General features: G+C 59.8%; 13 protein-coding genes and 1 pseudogene. 6 read left to right on the top strand and 8 right to left on the bottom strand.

All coding sequences use genetic code 11. The features are described 5' to 3' along the window. Positions 1–152: 152 nt before the first annotated feature. Both algD and yaaA read right to left on the bottom strand, forming a co-directional pair. Positions 153–1,463: a GDP-mannose 6-dehydrogenase gene (gene algD, locus D3879_RS20185; protein ID WP_119956018.1), complete on the bottom strand. Its 1,311-nt coding sequence runs from the start codon at positions 1,461–1,463 to the stop codon at positions 153–155. A 778-nt stretch (positions 1,464–2,241) separates the two neighbouring features. Further along, a complete protein-coding gene (gene yaaA, locus D3879_RS20180) occupies positions 2,242–3,021 on the bottom strand; it encodes a peroxide stress protein YaaA (protein ID WP_119956017.1) in 780 nt (259 codons plus the stop codon). A 222-nt stretch (positions 3,022–3,243) separates the two neighbouring features. Between yaaA and D3879_RS20175 the strand changes: the two are divergent. The 6 genes and pseudogenes from D3879_RS20175 to D3879_RS20145 all read left to right on the top strand — a co-directional run. Beyond that, a pseudogene (locus D3879_RS20175) lies at positions 3,244–3,621 on the top strand (cation diffusion facilitator family transporter); the annotation flags it as partial. A 273-nt stretch (positions 3,622–3,894) separates the two neighbouring features. Further along, on the top strand, positions 3,895–5,286 hold the full coding sequence (locus D3879_RS20165) for a PhoH family protein (protein WP_119956016.1): 1,392 nt from the start codon (positions 3,895–3,897) through the stop codon (positions 5,284–5,286). A gap of 180 nt (positions 5,287–5,466) precedes the next feature. Beyond that, positions 5,467–5,955, top strand: coding sequence for a cyclic pyranopterin monophosphate synthase MoaC (moaC, locus tag D3879_RS20160; protein WP_119956015.1), 489 nt, complete (start codon positions 5,467–5,469; stop codon positions 5,953–5,955). Next, positions 5,955–6,203 carry a molybdopterin converting factor subunit 1 gene (gene moaD / locus D3879_RS20155; RefSeq protein ID WP_119956367.1) on the top strand — a complete coding sequence of 83 codons (249 nt, stop codon included), beginning with the start codon at positions 5,955–5,957 and terminating at the stop codon, positions 6,201–6,203. The genes moaC and moaD overlap by 1 nt, the downstream gene beginning before the upstream one ends. 1 nt (position 6,204) lies before the next feature. Next, positions 6,205–6,660 carry a molybdopterin synthase catalytic subunit MoaE gene (gene moaE / locus D3879_RS20150; RefSeq protein WP_119956014.1) on the top strand — a complete coding sequence of 152 codons (456 nt, stop codon included), beginning with the start codon at positions 6,205–6,207 and terminating at the stop codon, positions 6,658–6,660. A 417-nt stretch (positions 6,661–7,077) separates the two neighbouring features. Beyond that, positions 7,078–7,854, top strand: a complete 777-nt coding sequence (locus D3879_RS20145; protein ID WP_119956013.1) for an ABC transporter substrate-binding protein — start codon at positions 7,078–7,080, stop codon at positions 7,852–7,854. 108 nt (positions 7,855–7,962) lie between these two features. Here the strand turns inward: D3879_RS20145 and D3879_RS20140 are convergent, their stop codons facing one another. From D3879_RS20140 to D3879_RS20115, 6 genes are all read right to left on the bottom strand, one after another. Next, complete coding sequence (locus D3879_RS20140; RefSeq protein ID WP_119956012.1) at positions 7,963–8,598, bottom strand: helix-turn-helix transcriptional regulator; 636 nt, start codon at positions 8,596–8,598, stop codon at positions 7,963–7,965. An 84-nt stretch (positions 8,599–8,682) separates the two neighbouring features. Further along, positions 8,683–9,807: an NAD(P)/FAD-dependent oxidoreductase gene (locus D3879_RS20135; protein WP_119956011.1), complete on the bottom strand. Its 1,125-nt coding sequence runs from the start codon at positions 9,805–9,807 to the stop codon at positions 8,683–8,685. Between the two features lie 79 nt (positions 9,808–9,886). Next, entirely contained in the window at positions 9,887–10,846 is a 960-nt protein-coding gene (locus tag D3879_RS20130) for an ornithine cyclodeaminase family protein (protein ID WP_119956010.1), read from the bottom strand. Between the two features lie 165 nt (positions 10,847–11,011). After that, positions 11,012–12,052 carry a DUF2157 domain-containing protein gene (locus D3879_RS20125; RefSeq protein ID WP_119956009.1) on the bottom strand — a complete coding sequence of 347 codons (1,041 nt, stop codon included), beginning with the start codon at positions 12,050–12,052 and terminating at the stop codon, positions 11,012–11,014. A 119-nt stretch (positions 12,053–12,171) separates the two neighbouring features. Beyond that, entirely contained in the window at positions 12,172–13,641 is a 1,470-nt protein-coding gene (gene rhlB / locus D3879_RS20120) for an ATP-dependent RNA helicase RhlB (RefSeq protein WP_177412462.1), read from the bottom strand. Between the two features lie 317 nt (positions 13,642–13,958). After that, on the bottom strand, positions 13,959–15,122 hold the full coding sequence (locus D3879_RS20115) for a dipeptidase (RefSeq protein WP_119956007.1): 1,164 nt from the start codon (positions 15,120–15,122) through the stop codon (positions 13,959–13,961). Positions 15,123–15,193 lie beyond the last annotated feature (71 nt).

The following is a 15,193-nucleotide window of genomic DNA, read 5'->3' as shown; positions in this document are numbered from 1 at the left end:
ATCTCTATTTCGGGCACGCCTTCGGCGGATGCGCGCGATTTTGGTCGCACGCACCCGGCAAAGTGGCCGCAGTGGTTATGGCAGGGGTAAGGTTCTACTGGCGTTCAATTGGCCCGTTGCGGCGCGTGCCCGAACGCCAGCAAAACAAATGGCTACCAGCAAATGCCCTCAGTGCCGCCACGGGTGGCGTGAGGCATGAAGCCCACCAAGTCGACGACTTTCTTGCCGTCTGGTGCGTGCTGCGCCAGGGCTCTGAACTTCTCGTCTCGGTTACCCAATACGATGATGTCGGAGCCATTGACGACTTGGTCGAAGTCGCTATTCAACAGGGATGAAACATGGGGGATCTTCGACTCTATGTAGTCTTTGTTAGCCCCATAAACCCGCGCATATTCGACGTTACTGTCGTAAATGCTCAGGTCGAAACCCTTGCCGATCAGCATCTCCGCCAGTTCAACCAGGGGACTTTCGCGCAGGTCGTCGGTGCCGGCTTTGAAGCTCAGGCCGAGCAGGGCGACTTTGCGTTTGTCATGGCTGGCGATGATGTCGAAAGCGTTCTGCACCTGCGCCACGTTGCTGCGCATGATCGAGCCGAGCATCGGATGCTCGACATCCAACTGGCTGGCGCGGTAGGTGAGGGCGCGCACGTCCTTGGGCAGGCAGGAACCGCCGAACGCAAAACCAGGGCGCATGTAGTACTGCGACAGGTTCAGGGTCTTGTCCTGGCAGACCACGTCCATCACCTCGCGACCATCCACACCGACTGCCTTGGCGATGTTGCCGATCTCGTTGGCGAAGGTCACTTTGGCCGCATGCCAGACGTTGCAGGTGTACTTGATCATCTCGGCGACTTCGATGTCCTTGCGGATGATCGGCGCGTCGAGTTCGCGATAAATTTCTTCCAGGGTATCGCCGGACTGTTTGTCCAGCTCACCAATCACCGTCATCGGCGGCTGGTCGTAGTCCTTGATCGCGGTGCTTTCACGGAGGAATTCCGGGTTGACCGCCACGCCGAAATCGACCCCGGCTTTCTTGCCAGAGCAATCTTCGAGGATCGGGATAACGATGTTTTTTACCGTGCCTGGCAGCACCGTGCTGCGGACCACGACAGTGTGCCGGGTGGTTTTGTCGCGCAGGACAAGACCGATCTCGCGGCAGACCGATTCGATGTAATTGAGTTCCAGATCGCCATTCTTCTTACTCGGGGTGCCGACGCACAGCATCGACAAATCCGTATCCCGAATAGCGGCGGCAAAATCGGTAGTGCCGCGCAGGCGCCCCGACTTGATACCTTGTTCCAGGAGTTGTTCAAGACCAGGTTCGACAATGGGCGATTTACCCTTGTTGATCAGGTCGATCTTGGCGGCGGAAATGTCCACCCCAACCACTTCGTGACCCCGTGCAGACAGGCAACCGGCACATACTGCACCGACGTAGCCTAAACCAAAAATGCTTATACGCATTGTATTCACCTTGTTCATTTATCACGCCGCTAAATATGGTGGTCATACTGATCACCTCCTTTCAGACGCTCGACGTAATGAGTAATTAGCCGAACGCAGGCACAATAAGTTCCGCGCGCCATAGTGGTGGCGCTGAAGTTGGGCATGTTGTTTAAAGGGTTGCCCTGAAATGTGGCGCTGTGCTCCAGTACCGGGCGCAGAGCCTTGATTAGGCTGCTGGAGGTCTACTTGGTCGGTGTTATCTCCTTAATAAAAAATGGCTTTTTGATTAATTCCAGATGGAATTAGCGATCACCTATAAAAGTGTCTTTTGCACTAAGGTGCCAGGCTTGTGAAGTTCGCTACGGGGTTATGAGCAGTGTTTTCAAATGATAGTTCCTACCGTTCGTCAGACTTTTCCTACGGCACTAGAGTTCAGTGGTTGATTTCAGTGGTCGCATATTGATGGCACTTCTAGCGGAGGGCTCAGTGTTTGCTGAGTTTCGAGGATGGATGACTTTTTGCCATTACTTGAAGTTGGCTAAAGTGCCATCAGAGATAAAAATCTCTGCCGTCGATAACTTCAGGCTTTAAAAGTAATTTCATATTGATGGCGCTTTTAAAAGTTCCAGGTGTGTCTGCGGAAATATGTCGGAAGTTTTGCGGCGAGATGAATTTTTTCCGGTGCACGAAGTCCACCTTGATTTCATAGGTAAAACTGGCTGCAACCGCAGGGGATGTGACTGATTAGTCGGGTGAAATGGACAGCACCCGCCAGGACGGCGAGTGCTTGAGAGGATCAGTCTTCTGGCGTGTCGCGCAGGAAGACCAGGCTGTCTTGCTTGGAGTTTTCTGCCGAGAAGCGATAGCCCTGATAATTGAAGTCCTTCAACCCTTCTGGGTTGCTCAGGCGCTCCTTGATCACGTAGCGCGCCATCATGCCGCGGGCTTTCTTGGCGTAGAAGCTGATGATCTTGTACTGGCCGTTTTTCAGATCCTTGAACTCGGTATTGATGATCCGCGCGTTGAGCGCTTGGCGTTTCACCGCGCTGAAGTATTCGTTGGAGGCCAGGTTGAGCAGGATATCGTCGCCTTGAGCAGCCAAGGCTTCATTCAGCCAGCCGCTGATGCGTTCGCCCCAGAACGCGTAGAGATCCTTGCCACGGCGGTTGGCCAGTTTGGTGCCCATTTCCAGGCGATAGGGCTGCATCAGATCCAGCGGCCGCAATACGCCGTACAGGCCCGAGAGCATGCGCAGGTGCTCCTGAGCGAAGTCGAAATCGGCCTCGACGAAGTCTTCCGCGTGCATGCCGGTATACACATCGCCCTTGAAGGCCAGCAGCGCCTGCTTGGCGTTCTCGGGAGTGAACAGCGGCGTCCAGCTGCCGTAACGGGCGGCATTCAGCCCGGAGAGCTTGTCCGAGAGGTGCATCAGCTCGCCAATCTGTGCCGGGCTGAGTTCGCGTAGTTGGCTGACCAGTTCCTGGGCGTGATCGAGGTACTCGGGTTGGGTGTAGCGGGCAGTGGTCGGTGGGCTGGTGTAGTCGAGGGTTTTGGCGGGGGATATCACCATCAGCATGAATCGTCTCCTAAAGGCTGCGGTGATTCTAGGCGGTGCGCTGCTCAGGCTCTAGCTATAACGCCTATGGGTTGACCTGGGGTTGTAGTTCGTAGGCTGGGTTTCGCCAAAAACGGCTCTACCCAGCCTACGCTTGCGGGTTGGCCGTGGGGCGGCGACATGGTTGTAGTTTGCCCTGGTCACTCATTTATTAAGGAACCCGATGAGCGCTTGCAATCATTCGCGCTGCTCGGCGGCAAGCTGTTTGGCTGGAGCTGGCTGGACCCGTCGATGGGGCTGGTCGGGGCGCTGATCATCGGTGTCTGGGCCAAAGGCCTGCTGCTCGAAACCGGTAAGGTGCTGCTCGATCGCGAAATGGACAGCCCGCTAGTCGAGCGTGTGCGCAGCGCCTTGGTGCGGGAAGTGGACACTGAAGTAGCCGATCTGCACCTGTGGCGAGTCGGTCAGGTGCAATACGCCGGTATCTTGAGTCTGGTGACCCATGGCGATGCCTCGGCAGATCGCTACGAGGCACGTCTGGCGGGCTTTACCGAGCTGGTGCAGGTTGACGTCGTGGAGGTGAATCGTTGCCGCGCACAAGCGCCTACTGTGAGGCGATAGGACTTCCGACTTTAACGAGCTACTAGGGTGGCGCCAAGCGCTTTTTGTCGTGCCGAAAAATAAACCCTGAAAACGCAAAATTTACTTTTTGCTGTCACGTTTTTTGGAGTATTTAAAAGACAGACCGTCGAACCCTGCAACACAGGTGGCGGCCATCGGCCCATACCTTGTTTGCATCTTCTCGCGCTGCGGCCCGAGAAGCCGGCGGCCTCTCCGCGGCGGAGCGCCGTTCCGGCATTCCGTCGCTTGGCTCCTATAAGAAGGTGACCGAGTATGGATGACAACGGACGCTCCAGCCCTACCGCTCCAATCCTCTATGCCCTCGATACGAACGTCCTGATCCACGATCCCAACGCGTTGCTCAACTTTCAGGAACACCACGTTGCCATCCCGATGACCGTATTGGAGGAACTGGATAAGCTGAAAACTGGCAAACAGGGAGTCGCCGCCGAGTGCCGTCAGGCTATTCGCCTGATTGATAAAATTCTCGGTGAAGCCACGCCGGAACAAGTGGAGTATGGGGTCCCCATTCAGCGCGAGAAGAGTGGCTCGTGTGGCTTTTTGTCGATCCTCATGAGCCGCCGGGCCGAGCCCATCACCTGGCTCCCGGAAGACCTCAACGACAACAAAATCATCAATCAACTGGTGGATCTGAAATCGCGTAAGCCCGGTTTGTCCGTGGTGCTGGTGACCAAGGACATCAACATGCGTCTGAAGGCGCGCGCCTGCGGTATCGAGTCCGAGGACTATCACACCGACCAACTGGTCGACGATATCTCACTGCTGCCGCGCGGCTATCACACCCTCAGTGGCTCGTTCTGGGACCGCGTGAGTAAGGTGGAAACCCGTCAGGATCATGGTCGCACCTGGCACCGCGTGCAGCTCACCGACAACCTGCCGGCGGTGCATATCAACGAGTTCATCGTCGATGAGCAGGGCTTTGTCGGTTGGATCAAGGGCATCAAGGCCGACGAGCTGCTGATTCTCGATCTGCATCAGGAGCCGTTGCTGCATCAGGAGGCCTGGGGCTTGCGTCCGCGGGATGTGTACCAGAGCCTGGCGCTGTTTGCTTTGCTCGATCCGGACATCCATCTGGTCAACCTGTCTGGCGCTGCCGGTTCGGGCAAAACCATTCTGGCGCTGGCCGCGGCGATCGAGCAGACCATGGTCAGCAAACGCTACCGACGGATCATCGCCACCCGCAGTGTGCAGGGTCTGGATCAGGAGATCGGCTTTCTGCCGGGCACCGAGGCAGAGAAGATGGAGCCCTGGCTCGGCGCCATCACCGATAACCTGGAAGCCCTGCACATGGATGATGAGAGCACCCATGGCAGCGTCGATTACATCCTCAGCAAGGTGCCGTTGCAGTTCAAATCGCTGAACTACATTCGCGGTCGTAGCTTCCAGCAGAGCTTGATCCTGATCGACGAGTGCCAGAACCTCACCCCACACCAGATGAAAACCATCATCACCCGCGCAGGAACCGGCTCGAAGGTGGTTTGTCTGGGTAACCTGGCGCAGATCGATACGCCATATCTGTCTGCGCCCAGCTCGGGCCTGACCTACCTCACCGAACGCTTCAAAGATTTCCCCCATGGGGTGCACATCACTCTGCAAGGGGTGCCACGCTCGGTGCTGGCGGAGTACGCCGAAGCCAATATGTAAGTCAGTTCCACCAGCAGCCGAGCGGTCGCGTACCGCTCGGCTTTTTATTGGGTTCGCGCCTGCGCGGGAATGATGGAAGTAAGTCTGAAGATTTTGATTGCCCCTGATAGGTTGCTATTCAGGCGTGCCGGAATCTGACTCGCGGGTTTACAATTGCCACTCCTCATCAGGAGTAAGGCAGTGTTAACTCATCTCGACTCCCAAGGCCGCGCCAATATGGTCGACGTTACCGAAAAAGCGGTTACGTCCCGTGAAGCCGTCGCCGAAGCCCTGGTGCGCATGCGCCCGGAAACCCTGCAATTGATCCAGGACGGTGGTCATCCCAAAGGCGATGTGTTTGCCGTGGCGCGCATCGCCGGCATTCAAGCCGCGAAGAAAACCTCGGATCTGATTCCGCTCTGCCACCCGTTGATGCTGACCAGCGTCAAAGTCGAACTGGCGGCAGAGGGCACGGATGCGGTGCGAATCCTTGCTCGTTGCAAGCTGGCCGGGCAGACCGGGGTAGAGATGGAGGCGCTGACCGCGGCCAGCGTCGCGGCACTGACTATTTACGACATGTGTAAAGCGGTGGATCGCGGCATGGTCATCGAAAGCGTGCGCCTGCTGGAAAAGCTCGGCGGCAAGAGTGGCGCTTTCAAGGTGGAAGAGCCTAAGGCCGGGGACGAATGATGATTCGCGTGCAATATTTCGCCCGCTATCGTGAGACGTTGGGTATCGACGCCGAGCAACTGAGCGGTGACAAGACGTTCGCTACCCTCGACGCCCTGCGTCAGCACCTGCTGGCCCGCGGTGGCGTGTGGGAGGTGTTGGCCGAGCAAAACCTGATGTGCGCGCGCAATCAGGAACTGTGCAGCCTCGATGAGCCTCTGGCGGATGGCGATGAGGTGGCGTTTTTCCCCACGGTCACGGGTGGTTAGCATGGGTATTCGCGTACAGGAAAGCGCCTTCGACCCCGGGACTGAGCTGAATGCGCTGCACGCGGCGCATGTCGGTGTCGGCGCGGTGGTCAGTTTTGTCGGTTATGTGCGCGACTTTAACGAGGGGCGCGAGGTGGCCGGGATGTTCCTCGAACACTTCCCCGGCATGACCGAAAAAGCCTTGGCCAAGATCGCCAGTGAAGCCGAGCAGCGTTGGCCGTTGCTGAAGATTGAAGTGCTGCACCGCATCGGCCGGCTGGAGCCGGGCGAGCCGATTGTCTTTGTCGGCACCGCCAGCGCTCACCGCCAGGCGGCATTCGACGCCTGCGCCTTTATCATGGACTACCTGAAAACCCGCGCACCGTTCTGGAAGAAGGAAGACACCGCCGATGGCCCGCGCTGGGTCGAGGGGCGGTGCAGCGATCAGCAAGCTGCTGAGCGTTGGCAGAAAGATTAGGGCGGCAGCCTTATCCGGCGGCCTCCTAGGGCGGCTGTCCGCTGGCTCTGTCGATGTTTAATTCGGCGCCTTGCAGCGCCGCTCCTGCGTGACGGCAAGCGGCGCCAGTCCTGGCGCTACCTCGCTTGACCACGCCTCAATGTCTAGCGCTATTGCTCACGGTCCCGCGGCGGATTGCGGGAAGGCTTTGGACTGTTGACGATATGTACTAATAAGTCCAGTATGGACTTACAAGTACAATATGGTGGCGCCCCATGAGCCCTCACTATCAGTCATCAGCCAATCTGTTTGAGCGCCTGCCCACTGCTGGTGCCCTTTCTTCTGCCTTGCAACTTAATACCCAAACCGAACTTAACTGCTAGGCCCGTGCCTGCAGCGAGTAGTCCTATACGTCTACGTACAGCGGGAGTCGCAAACATGAGAAAAATCGCACTACTGGGCGGCATCGCCCTCAGCCTGATGGCTTGCAGCCTGTTCGCTGCCGATAAACCCTTGCGGTTGGGCATCGAGGCGGCCTATCCACCGTTCGCCTATAAGACGCCGGCGGGGGAGATCGCGGGCTTTGATCCTGATATTGGCAATGCGCTGTGTGAGCAGATGCAGGTCAAGTGTCAGTGGGTCGAGCAGGAATTCGATGGTTTGATTCCGTCCCTCAAGGTGCGCAAGGTCGATGCGATTCTGTCGTCGATGACCATCACCGATGAGCGCCGCAAGTCGGTGGATTTCACCAACAAGTACTACTACAGCCCGGCGCGCCTGGCAATGAAGGCCGGCACTGAAGTCGATGCCGACTTCCAGAGCCTCAAGGGCAAGCGCATCGCAGTGCAACGTTCGACCACCACCGACCGTTTCGCGACCGAAGTACTGCAGCCCAAGGGCGTAGTGGTGGTGCGCTACAGCACGCAGAACGAGATCTATCTGGATCTGTTGTCCGGGCGTCTTGACGGTGTGTTGGCGGATGCCATCCCGTTGAATGAGGGATTCCTGAAGACCGACAGTGGCAAGGGCTTCGCCTTCGTCGGCCCGGATTTCACCGATCCGCATTATTTCGGCGAGGGTGCCGGTATCGCTGTGCGAAAAGGCGATACCGCGCTGCTGAACAAGCTGAATGACGCGATCAAGGCGATCCGCGCCAATGGTAAATATCAGGCGATCCAGAGCAAGTACTTCGACTTCGATATTTACGGCAAATAAGCCCCTGGAATGTACCGCCAGGTAGGTTGGCGCTGAGCGCAGCGATGCCCAACAAGGAGTCGCCTTGCGACTCCTTAGGTCTTGCGATTGGCGCCGACAGCGCTTCGTTCAACCTTCGCCTTTGATCTCTTTCAAATGCTTGTAGACCGTGGCACGGCCCATATTCAGGACATTCGCCACGTAGTTGGCGGCACTCTTGCCACGGAATGCCCCTTCGCCGTACAGGGCTTCGACCAGTTCGCGCTTGTGCTCGCGGGTGAGCAGGTTCAGGCCGAGTTGGCGCTGGCGTAGCCAGTTGTGCAGGAAGGTATTGATCCGCTCCTGCCAGTCGTCACGGAACAGGGCGTCCGGCTGCGGGATCAGCTTGTTGGCTGAGAGGAACAGATCCAGCGCGGCCTTGGCGCTCTCGAACAGGGAGATATTGAGGTTGATGCAGAGCACTGCCAACGGAGCGCCTTGGGCATCGCGCAGCACACTGCTGACCGAGCGAATCTTCTGGCCGTCCCAGTTGAGCTTCTCGTAGGGGCCGATATTGCGCTCGCTGACCTCTTTGCTGAGCAAATCCTCCAGCGCTGCGTCGTCGCCGATTTCGCGCTTGGAGATATTGTTGGCGATGTAGTCCACCCGTTGGCTGCGCAAGTCGTGCAGCACCACCTCGGCATGCGGGTAGAACAAGGTGGCGATGGCGTCGGCAATCGCCCTGAAGTTATCCAGGGCGGGGTCTTGGCGGTGCACTGGCTTCATGCGGGGTTAGGGCTCCAGGTTACTGTGGCGGACGCGCATAAGGTGCGGAGGAAGCTGTGAGTGTGCCGCAAAGCGCTGTGCGCGTCATTTCAAGCGCGCCGGGGAGAGCATGGCTGCGTTCAATCCGAAGCGGCTCAGGTGCTGTGGTAGCGGTTGTTGGCGGATCAGTGCTGCACAGGCTTCACCCATCGCCGCGGAGGTTTGGATGCCATACCCGCCTTGTCCCGCCACCCAGAAAAAACCCGGTGCTTGCAGATCGTAACCGCCGACCAGATCGCCATCGGCGACGAAGGAGCGCAATCCTGCCCAGGTACGAGTTGGCCGGCGGATGCTCAGCGTGGTGGCCTCTTCGATCTGGTAGATACCCATGGCGATATCCAGTTCTTCCGGCTGCACATCATGCGGCTCGACCGGGTCGGCATTGGCGGGTGAGCCGAGCAGCATTCCGGCGTCCGGTTTGATATAGAAGGAGTCGTCGAGACTCACCAGGCACGGCCATGTATGTGTATCCAGCCCTTCCGGCGGCGCAAAGATGAATGCAGCACGGCGTTTCGGCTGCAGCCCCAAAGGCTGCACACCAGCCAGTTCGGCCAGCTTGTCGGCCCAGCCACCAGCGGCGTTGATCAGCACCGGCGCGCGGTAGGTCTCCTTGCTCGTACGTACTTCCCAAGCCTCGTCTACGCGATCGATGCCAGTGACTTCGCTGTCGCAGTGGATCTGCCCATTATTGCGACGGATACCGCGCAGATAACCCTGATGCAGGGCATCGGTATCGATATCGGCGGCGCTCGGGTCGAGCATCGCGCCGTGCACCTTTTCCCGGCGCAATACTGGCACGATGGCGCAGGCCTGGTCGGCGTTCAGCAGTTGTATCTCGGGGACGCTGGTCTTGCCACTCAGGTATTGGCGCTCCAGCTCTTCGGGGGCGCCGCTGAAATCCACCACCATCTCGCCGCGGGGACTGAGGATCGGGTGCTCGCTGAAGCCTGTCGGCGGCGCATCGTAGAAGGACCGGCTGGCGGCGGTCAGCGCGCGGACCTGTGGGCTGCCATATGCCACGGTATAGAGCGCGGCAGAGCGGCCGGTGGAGTGATAGCCGGGCAGCGACTCACGCTCGAGGACGAGCACGCGACCATGCGGGGACAGCCAGAACCCGGTGGAGGCCCCGGCAATGCCGGCACCAATGATGATGAAATCTGCTTCGAGCATGGGGGCTCCTATTGCGTCCTGCGGCGGTATTAGTGCCTGTTCAATATCTGCTGCGCTCGCGACGATCTTGGACAGGTTCTTACTGGGTTTGCCGATGAAGCTGGTAGAGCGCATTGGCCAGCGCGATATCTTCCAGGCCCAAGCCGATGGAACGGAAGAACACCGGGCGCTGATAATCGGGTCGGCGCGCCGTGCCAGTCAGCAGTTCCGGCAAGTCACCGAGAATGGCGGAGTTGCTCCAGCCATGCTGGCTGCGGGCTAAGAGCATTTCACCGGCGGAGCCTGGCGTGGTGGCGCGGTAGTCGCAGTACACATCCATTTGTGCCAGCGCCTGTGGCGGCACCTCGTGGGCACGCACGGCATTGGTGCTGATCGAGGTGATCAGCGCCGGTTTGCTCAGCGTGCCCGGGTCCAATACCGGGCTGGCCGACGAGGTGCAGAGCATGATCACATCGGCGTCTGCGACCGCCTCCGCCAGGCTGGCGCTCAGTTGCAGGCGTGGGTCGAGGTTGTTCAGTTCGGTGCGCGCAGCCGCGCTTTGCTGGGCGAGGCTGGGTGAGTAGAGGTGGATGCTCTGCCAGTCACGCAGGCCTTTCACATACTGCACATGGGCGCGCGCTACGGGACCGCTGCCGATCACGGCGAGGCGTTTGGCCTGTGGTACAGCCAGCGCGTCTACCGCCACGGCAGTGGTGGCGGCCGTTCGCGCGGTGGTCAGCGCGCCGGCATCGCAGAGCAGCAAGGGCTGACCGCTGTCCATCGACATTAGCAGGGTCCAGGCGGTGACTAGCGCACCGTGCTCGCTCTTGATATAGGGCGAGGTCTTGACCCCGTAGACCCGTTCTGCCGCCAGTACTCCCAGGTAATTGATAAAGTCGCCGGCAGCGTTGGGGAACTCTACCAATTGCTGTGCAGGTTGCACGGCATTGGCGGCAGCCAGGTCGCGGAACATCTTGCTCATGGCCTGGTGTACGTCGACTTTGGCGAGCAATTGCTCGGCCTCGGCGTGCTGGATCACATAGGGGGTGGCGCTGGGCATGGTTCCGCTCCGGGGCTGAAAAACAAACTAATTTGTCCATATTGGACTTTTAAGTATTTTTCAGCAAGAGCAGAGACGACCGCTGGCAAGGGCACACCGGCCCGATGGCTGGGGGCTTGTCGGGTGGGCAAAGCGAGGCCATGTTTGCTCGACGAGTCGGTGCCGCTAGCGGCCCAGGGCTGGGAGAAAAGCTAACAGGCTTTCCGGCAGTTGAGCGCGCAGTCTGGCAGTGAGGACATCACGGCGTTTCTGGTAGGCCTGGCCCAGACCGATCACGCCGAGGCCGATCAGGGTGAGAATGATCGGGAACAACAGCGAATCCTCGAACACCTCATAAGCCAGATAGCCTAGATAACCGGCTACACCGAGGGCGCCGAACACCATAAACAGCGGGCGGCGCAACAGCACCGCCAGGCCCATCAGCCCGAGGTTGATCGCGCAGTAGAGCGCCTTGCCCAGTTCGCTGTGGCTGTCCATCAGGCTCAGCCCGCCCCAGAACGCCGCGAGTCCTGCGAGATAACCCCAGAAGGCAAAATCTTGCTGAGTGCGGCCGTCGACCCAGAGGCTGGTCAGGATCAGCGCCAGACCGAACCACAGCGATACCCAGCGCCGCTGCTCCCAGTCGAACGCGCTACCAAAGGCCAGCTCGGTCAGGTCCATGGACATAAACCATAGCGCCACCGCCATCGGCATCACGATAAAGGGGAAGGGCAGCAGGCGCAGCATCAGCAGGCCGACGATGACGGTGGCCGCTTCCATGGCCAGCCAGCCGCCTTGCACGTAAAGGTAATAGTTGTGGTAGTCGCCTTGCCCATCGTCCAACGGCCAGAGCCCGGTCAGTCGCTCGAACGCGAACACAGCCAGCGGCGTCAGGCTGACCGCCACCGCCCCCAGCAGGCCACCGGGAATCGGCTGGCCGCGATTCCACAGGCTGATGGCGCAGGCGGTGAACAGGCTCATATAGATCAGGGCAATTGTAAGGAGGGCGACATCGCCGATCCGCATCCAGGCTTCGGTGAGCAGCCAGCCCAGGGCGCCCATGATCAGCAGCGCCCCGAAGTAGTAAGCAATATGCGCCAGCTGAAAACTGGCGCGGCTGTCCGGCTGCTGGCGCAGGAAGGCCAGTAGCGCCTGGTCTTGGCCAGGTTGCAGCACGCCGGCGGTGACCGCGCGGGCGAGATCATGGGCGTCGAGTTTGCGGGTCATGACAGGCCTCCGTTTCCCCGTTTGACGTTGCCTGAGTCTGGCTTAGGCACAACCGGAATACTGGGGGCCTGGGCACAAAAAAGGCGAAGCCCAAGCTTCGCCTTTTTATTCACCAAGACTCAATGCTTGCGCGGCACCGACTTGAGCAGCTCGGTCGGCGGGGTTTCGCAGGTGATTTTGCGCCCCAGCAACGCTTCGATCAGTGGCAGCTGGTACGAGTCGTCCTCGCCGGCAAAGCTGATCGACACGCCACTGGCGCCGGCCCGGCCAGTGCGGCCGATGCGGTGCACGTAATCGTCCGGCACTTCCGGCAGGGTGAAGTTGATCACGTGGCTGATGCCGTCGATGTGAATGCCGCGGCCGGCGACATCGGTGGCGACCATCACGCGGATCTTGCCTGTGCGGAAGTCTTCCAGGGTCTTGATCCGCTTGTGCTGCGGCACATCGCCGGACATCTGCGCGGCGCTGACGCCGTCCTTGACCAGGCGCTCCTCGATGCGCCGTACCTCGTCCTTGCGGTTGGCGAAGACCATCACCCGCTCCCAGTCGTTCTGGGAGATCAGGTTGTACAGCAGCTTGTATTTGTCGCTGCCGGCGACGGCGTAGATGTGCTGCTCGACTGTTTCGCTGGCGACGTTTTCCGGTTCGATCTCGACGATGGCCGGGTTAGTGGTCCACTGCTTCGCCAGGTTCATCACGTCTTCGGTGAAGGTCGCGGAGAACAGCAGGGTCTGGCGCTCACCTTTGGGCGGAGTCTGGCGGATGATCTGCCGTACCTGCGGGATAAAGCCCATGTCGAGCATGCGGTCGGCTTCGTCCAGCACCATCACTTCGACCATGTCCAGATGCACTTCGCCGCGCTGGTTGAAGTCCAGCAGGCGGCCGGGAGTGGCGACCAGGATATCGCAGTGCTTGGCTTCCAACTGTTTGAGCTGCTTGTCGAAGTCCATGCCGCCGACGAAGGTCATCACGTTGAGACCGGTGTACTTGGTCAGCAAGGCGGCGTCCTTGGCGATCTGCACCACCAGTTCGCGGGTTGGCGCGATGATCAGTGCCCGCGGTTCGCCCATGTAGCGCTCTTTCGGCGGCGGGGTTTGCTGCAGCTGGGTGATGATCGAGATCAGGAAGGCCGCGGTTTTTCCGGTGCCAGTCTGCGCCCGGCCGATGGCGTCCTCGCCTTGCAGGGTGAAGCCCAGAACACCGGCCTGGATCGGCGTGCAATAAGGGAAGCCGAGGTCGTGGATGGCGTGCATCAACTCTGGCGAGAGCTTGAAGTCATGGAAGCGGGTCTTGCCGGCTTGCGGTTCGACGGCGAAGTCCTCCAGCTTCCAGGTGCTGGCCGGCGCTTGCGCAGGGCGTGCGCGCCGCGGCTTCTCGGTTTTCGGGCCGTCGCTCTTGGCCGTGGCACTGCGGGCTTGGCTGTCGGCTTTGGCGGCTTGTGGCTCGCGAGCGGTTTGCGCAGGCTTAGGCTGACGCTGGCGAGCGGCGCCATCGACTGCGGTAGTGGGAGCGGAAGAGGTTGCAACGGGGCCAGACGCGGGCAGCTCGCCCTCGCCTTTGCCAAACATTTTCTTAAGTGCTTTGAGCACGGGAATCTCTTCAATTGATTAAGGAATGAACGCTTGCCAGTGTAAAGCAAGAAGCCGGTGTGGCGAAATGTTGCGGCTGGATGCGCGCCAGAACCTTCAGGCTCCGACGCTGCGGGCTGTTGAGCGTTGCTTAGAGACTGTTGTTGAAATCGTCGAGCGAAGGTCAGGGCCGCACCCGTTCTCGAAAATGCTCCCGGCATTTTTCCTACCTCCCCCATCCATGGGGTCGCCTACGGGTAGCGGCATTCCCCACATCCATGTGGGTCACAAGGCACAACGCAGCATCACCGATGCGCAGACAATTTCAAAACAGTCTCTCAGGCATCCGGCAGGCTCTGCAGGAGCAGGCGTTGCACGTTGCCACCCATGATCGCGGCGATATCTGTGGCGCTGAAGCCCGCCTTTAGCAGACCTTCGGTCAGTTGGGGCAGGCCAGTAGTATCGAAGGGCGCATGGATGGTGCCGTTGAAGTCAGAGCCCAGGGCCACATGCTCGACACCGATTTTATCGGCCGTGTAACGAATCGCTTTGACGATAGCGGCGACCGAGGTGTCGCACACGGCGGCGTCCCAGTAGCCGATGCCGATCACTCCGCCGGTGGCGGCAATGCGCTGGATGTGCGCGTCGCTGAGGTTGCGTGTGCCTGGGCAGGTGCCTTCGACGCCGGTATGGGAGACCAGTACCGGGCGCGTGGCGATGGCCAGCACGTCGTCGATCAGTGGCCGTGAGGCGTGGGCCAGGTCAATGAGCATGCCTTTCTCTTCCAGGCGCGCAATCACGCGGCGGCCAAAGCGCGTCAGTCCGCTCTTTTCCAGACCGTGGGCGGAGCCGCCGACTTCGTTGTCGAAGAAGTGGGTCAGCCCGGCGATGCGAAAATCCGCGTCATACAGGCGGTCGATATTCGCAAGCTTGCCCTCCAACGGGTGCAGCCCTTCGGTGGCGAGAATGGCCGCGAGGCGCTGAGGATCCTTTTTCCAGGCTTGGATAAAGCTGGCAAGTTCGGCGCGATTTCTCACCACCACCAGGCGGCCCGCGCTATCGGCAGCGGCCTGATGCAGTTTCTGACTTTGGTAGAGGGCGCGCTCCAGGAGGCTGGTCCAGGTCGCGCGCGGCCAGCGCTGGGCCATGGCCAAGAGGGTGATGTTGTCGCTGTCGCTGGCATTTTTCTCATAATTCAGGCCGCGCGGGGTCTTGGTCACGGTGGAAAACACCTGCAGGGCAACCCGACCTTCAAGCATCCGCGGCAAGTCCGAGTGGCCGTAATCCGCGCGTTTGAGCAGATCGCGCTCCCAGAGCAAGGCGTCGTCATGCAAGTCGGCGATAAACAAGGTGCTGTGCAGCTGTTTTGCATCGGCGCTGGCCGGGTACGGCGCAGGCGTAGCAACGCTATTGAGCTTGCGGTCGAGCAGGTTAGGCAGGCTGAAGAACACGCCAAGGCCAAGGATGGTTAGGAGCACGAGGGCAATCAGGAGTTTGCGCATGGGGGCGTCCCTGTTGTTGTTATGCGCCGACTCTAGCAGAGCTATACAGGCATTTTCCCGTGATTAAACCT

The sequence above is a fragment of the Pseudomonas cavernicola genome (assembly GCF_003596405.1).
Taxonomy (GTDB): Bacteria; Pseudomonadota; Gammaproteobacteria; order Pseudomonadales; family Pseudomonadaceae; genus Aquipseudomonas; species Aquipseudomonas cavernicola.
The sequence above is the reverse complement of the archived record's forward strand: the minus strand, read 5'-3'. Positions and strand labels throughout refer to the sequence as shown.

What these genes read in the sequence shown, in the direction of transcription:
- algD (WP_119956018.1), bottom strand. Translation starts at nt 1,463, where the DNA reads ATGCGTATAAGCATTTTTGGTTTAGGCTACGTCGGTGCAGTATGTGCC.
- yaaA (WP_119956017.1), bottom strand. Translation starts at nt 3,021, where the DNA reads ATGCTGATGGTGATATCCCCCGCCAAAACCCTCGACTACACCAGCCCA.
- D3879_RS20165 (WP_119956016.1), top strand. Translation starts at nt 3,895, where the DNA reads ATGGATGACAACGGACGCTCCAGCCCTACCGCTCCAATCCTCTATGCC.
- moaD (WP_119956367.1), top strand. Translation starts at nt 5,955, where the DNA reads ATGATTCGCGTGCAATATTTCGCCCGCTATCGTGAGACGTTGGGTATC.
- moaE (WP_119956014.1), top strand. Translation starts at nt 6,205, where the DNA reads ATGGGTATTCGCGTACAGGAAAGCGCCTTCGACCCCGGGACTGAGCTG.
- D3879_RS20145 (WP_119956013.1), top strand. Translation starts at nt 7,078, where the DNA reads ATGAGAAAAATCGCACTACTGGGCGGCATCGCCCTCAGCCTGATGGCT.
- D3879_RS20140 (WP_119956012.1), bottom strand. Translation starts at nt 8,598, where the DNA reads ATGAAGCCAGTGCACCGCCAAGACCCCGCCCTGGATAACTTCAGGGCG.
- D3879_RS20135 (WP_119956011.1), bottom strand. Translation starts at nt 9,807, where the DNA reads ATGCTCGAAGCAGATTTCATCATCATTGGTGCCGGCATTGCCGGGGCC.
- D3879_RS20130 (WP_119956010.1), bottom strand. Translation starts at nt 10,846, where the DNA reads ATGCCCAGCGCCACCCCCTATGTGATCCAGCACGCCGAGGCCGAGCAA.
- D3879_RS20125 (WP_119956009.1), bottom strand. Translation starts at nt 12,052, where the DNA reads ATGACCCGCAAACTCGACGCCCATGATCTCGCCCGCGCGGTCACCGCC.
- D3879_RS20115 (WP_119956007.1), bottom strand. Translation starts at nt 15,122, where the DNA reads ATGCGCAAACTCCTGATTGCCCTCGTGCTCCTAACCATCCTTGGCCTT.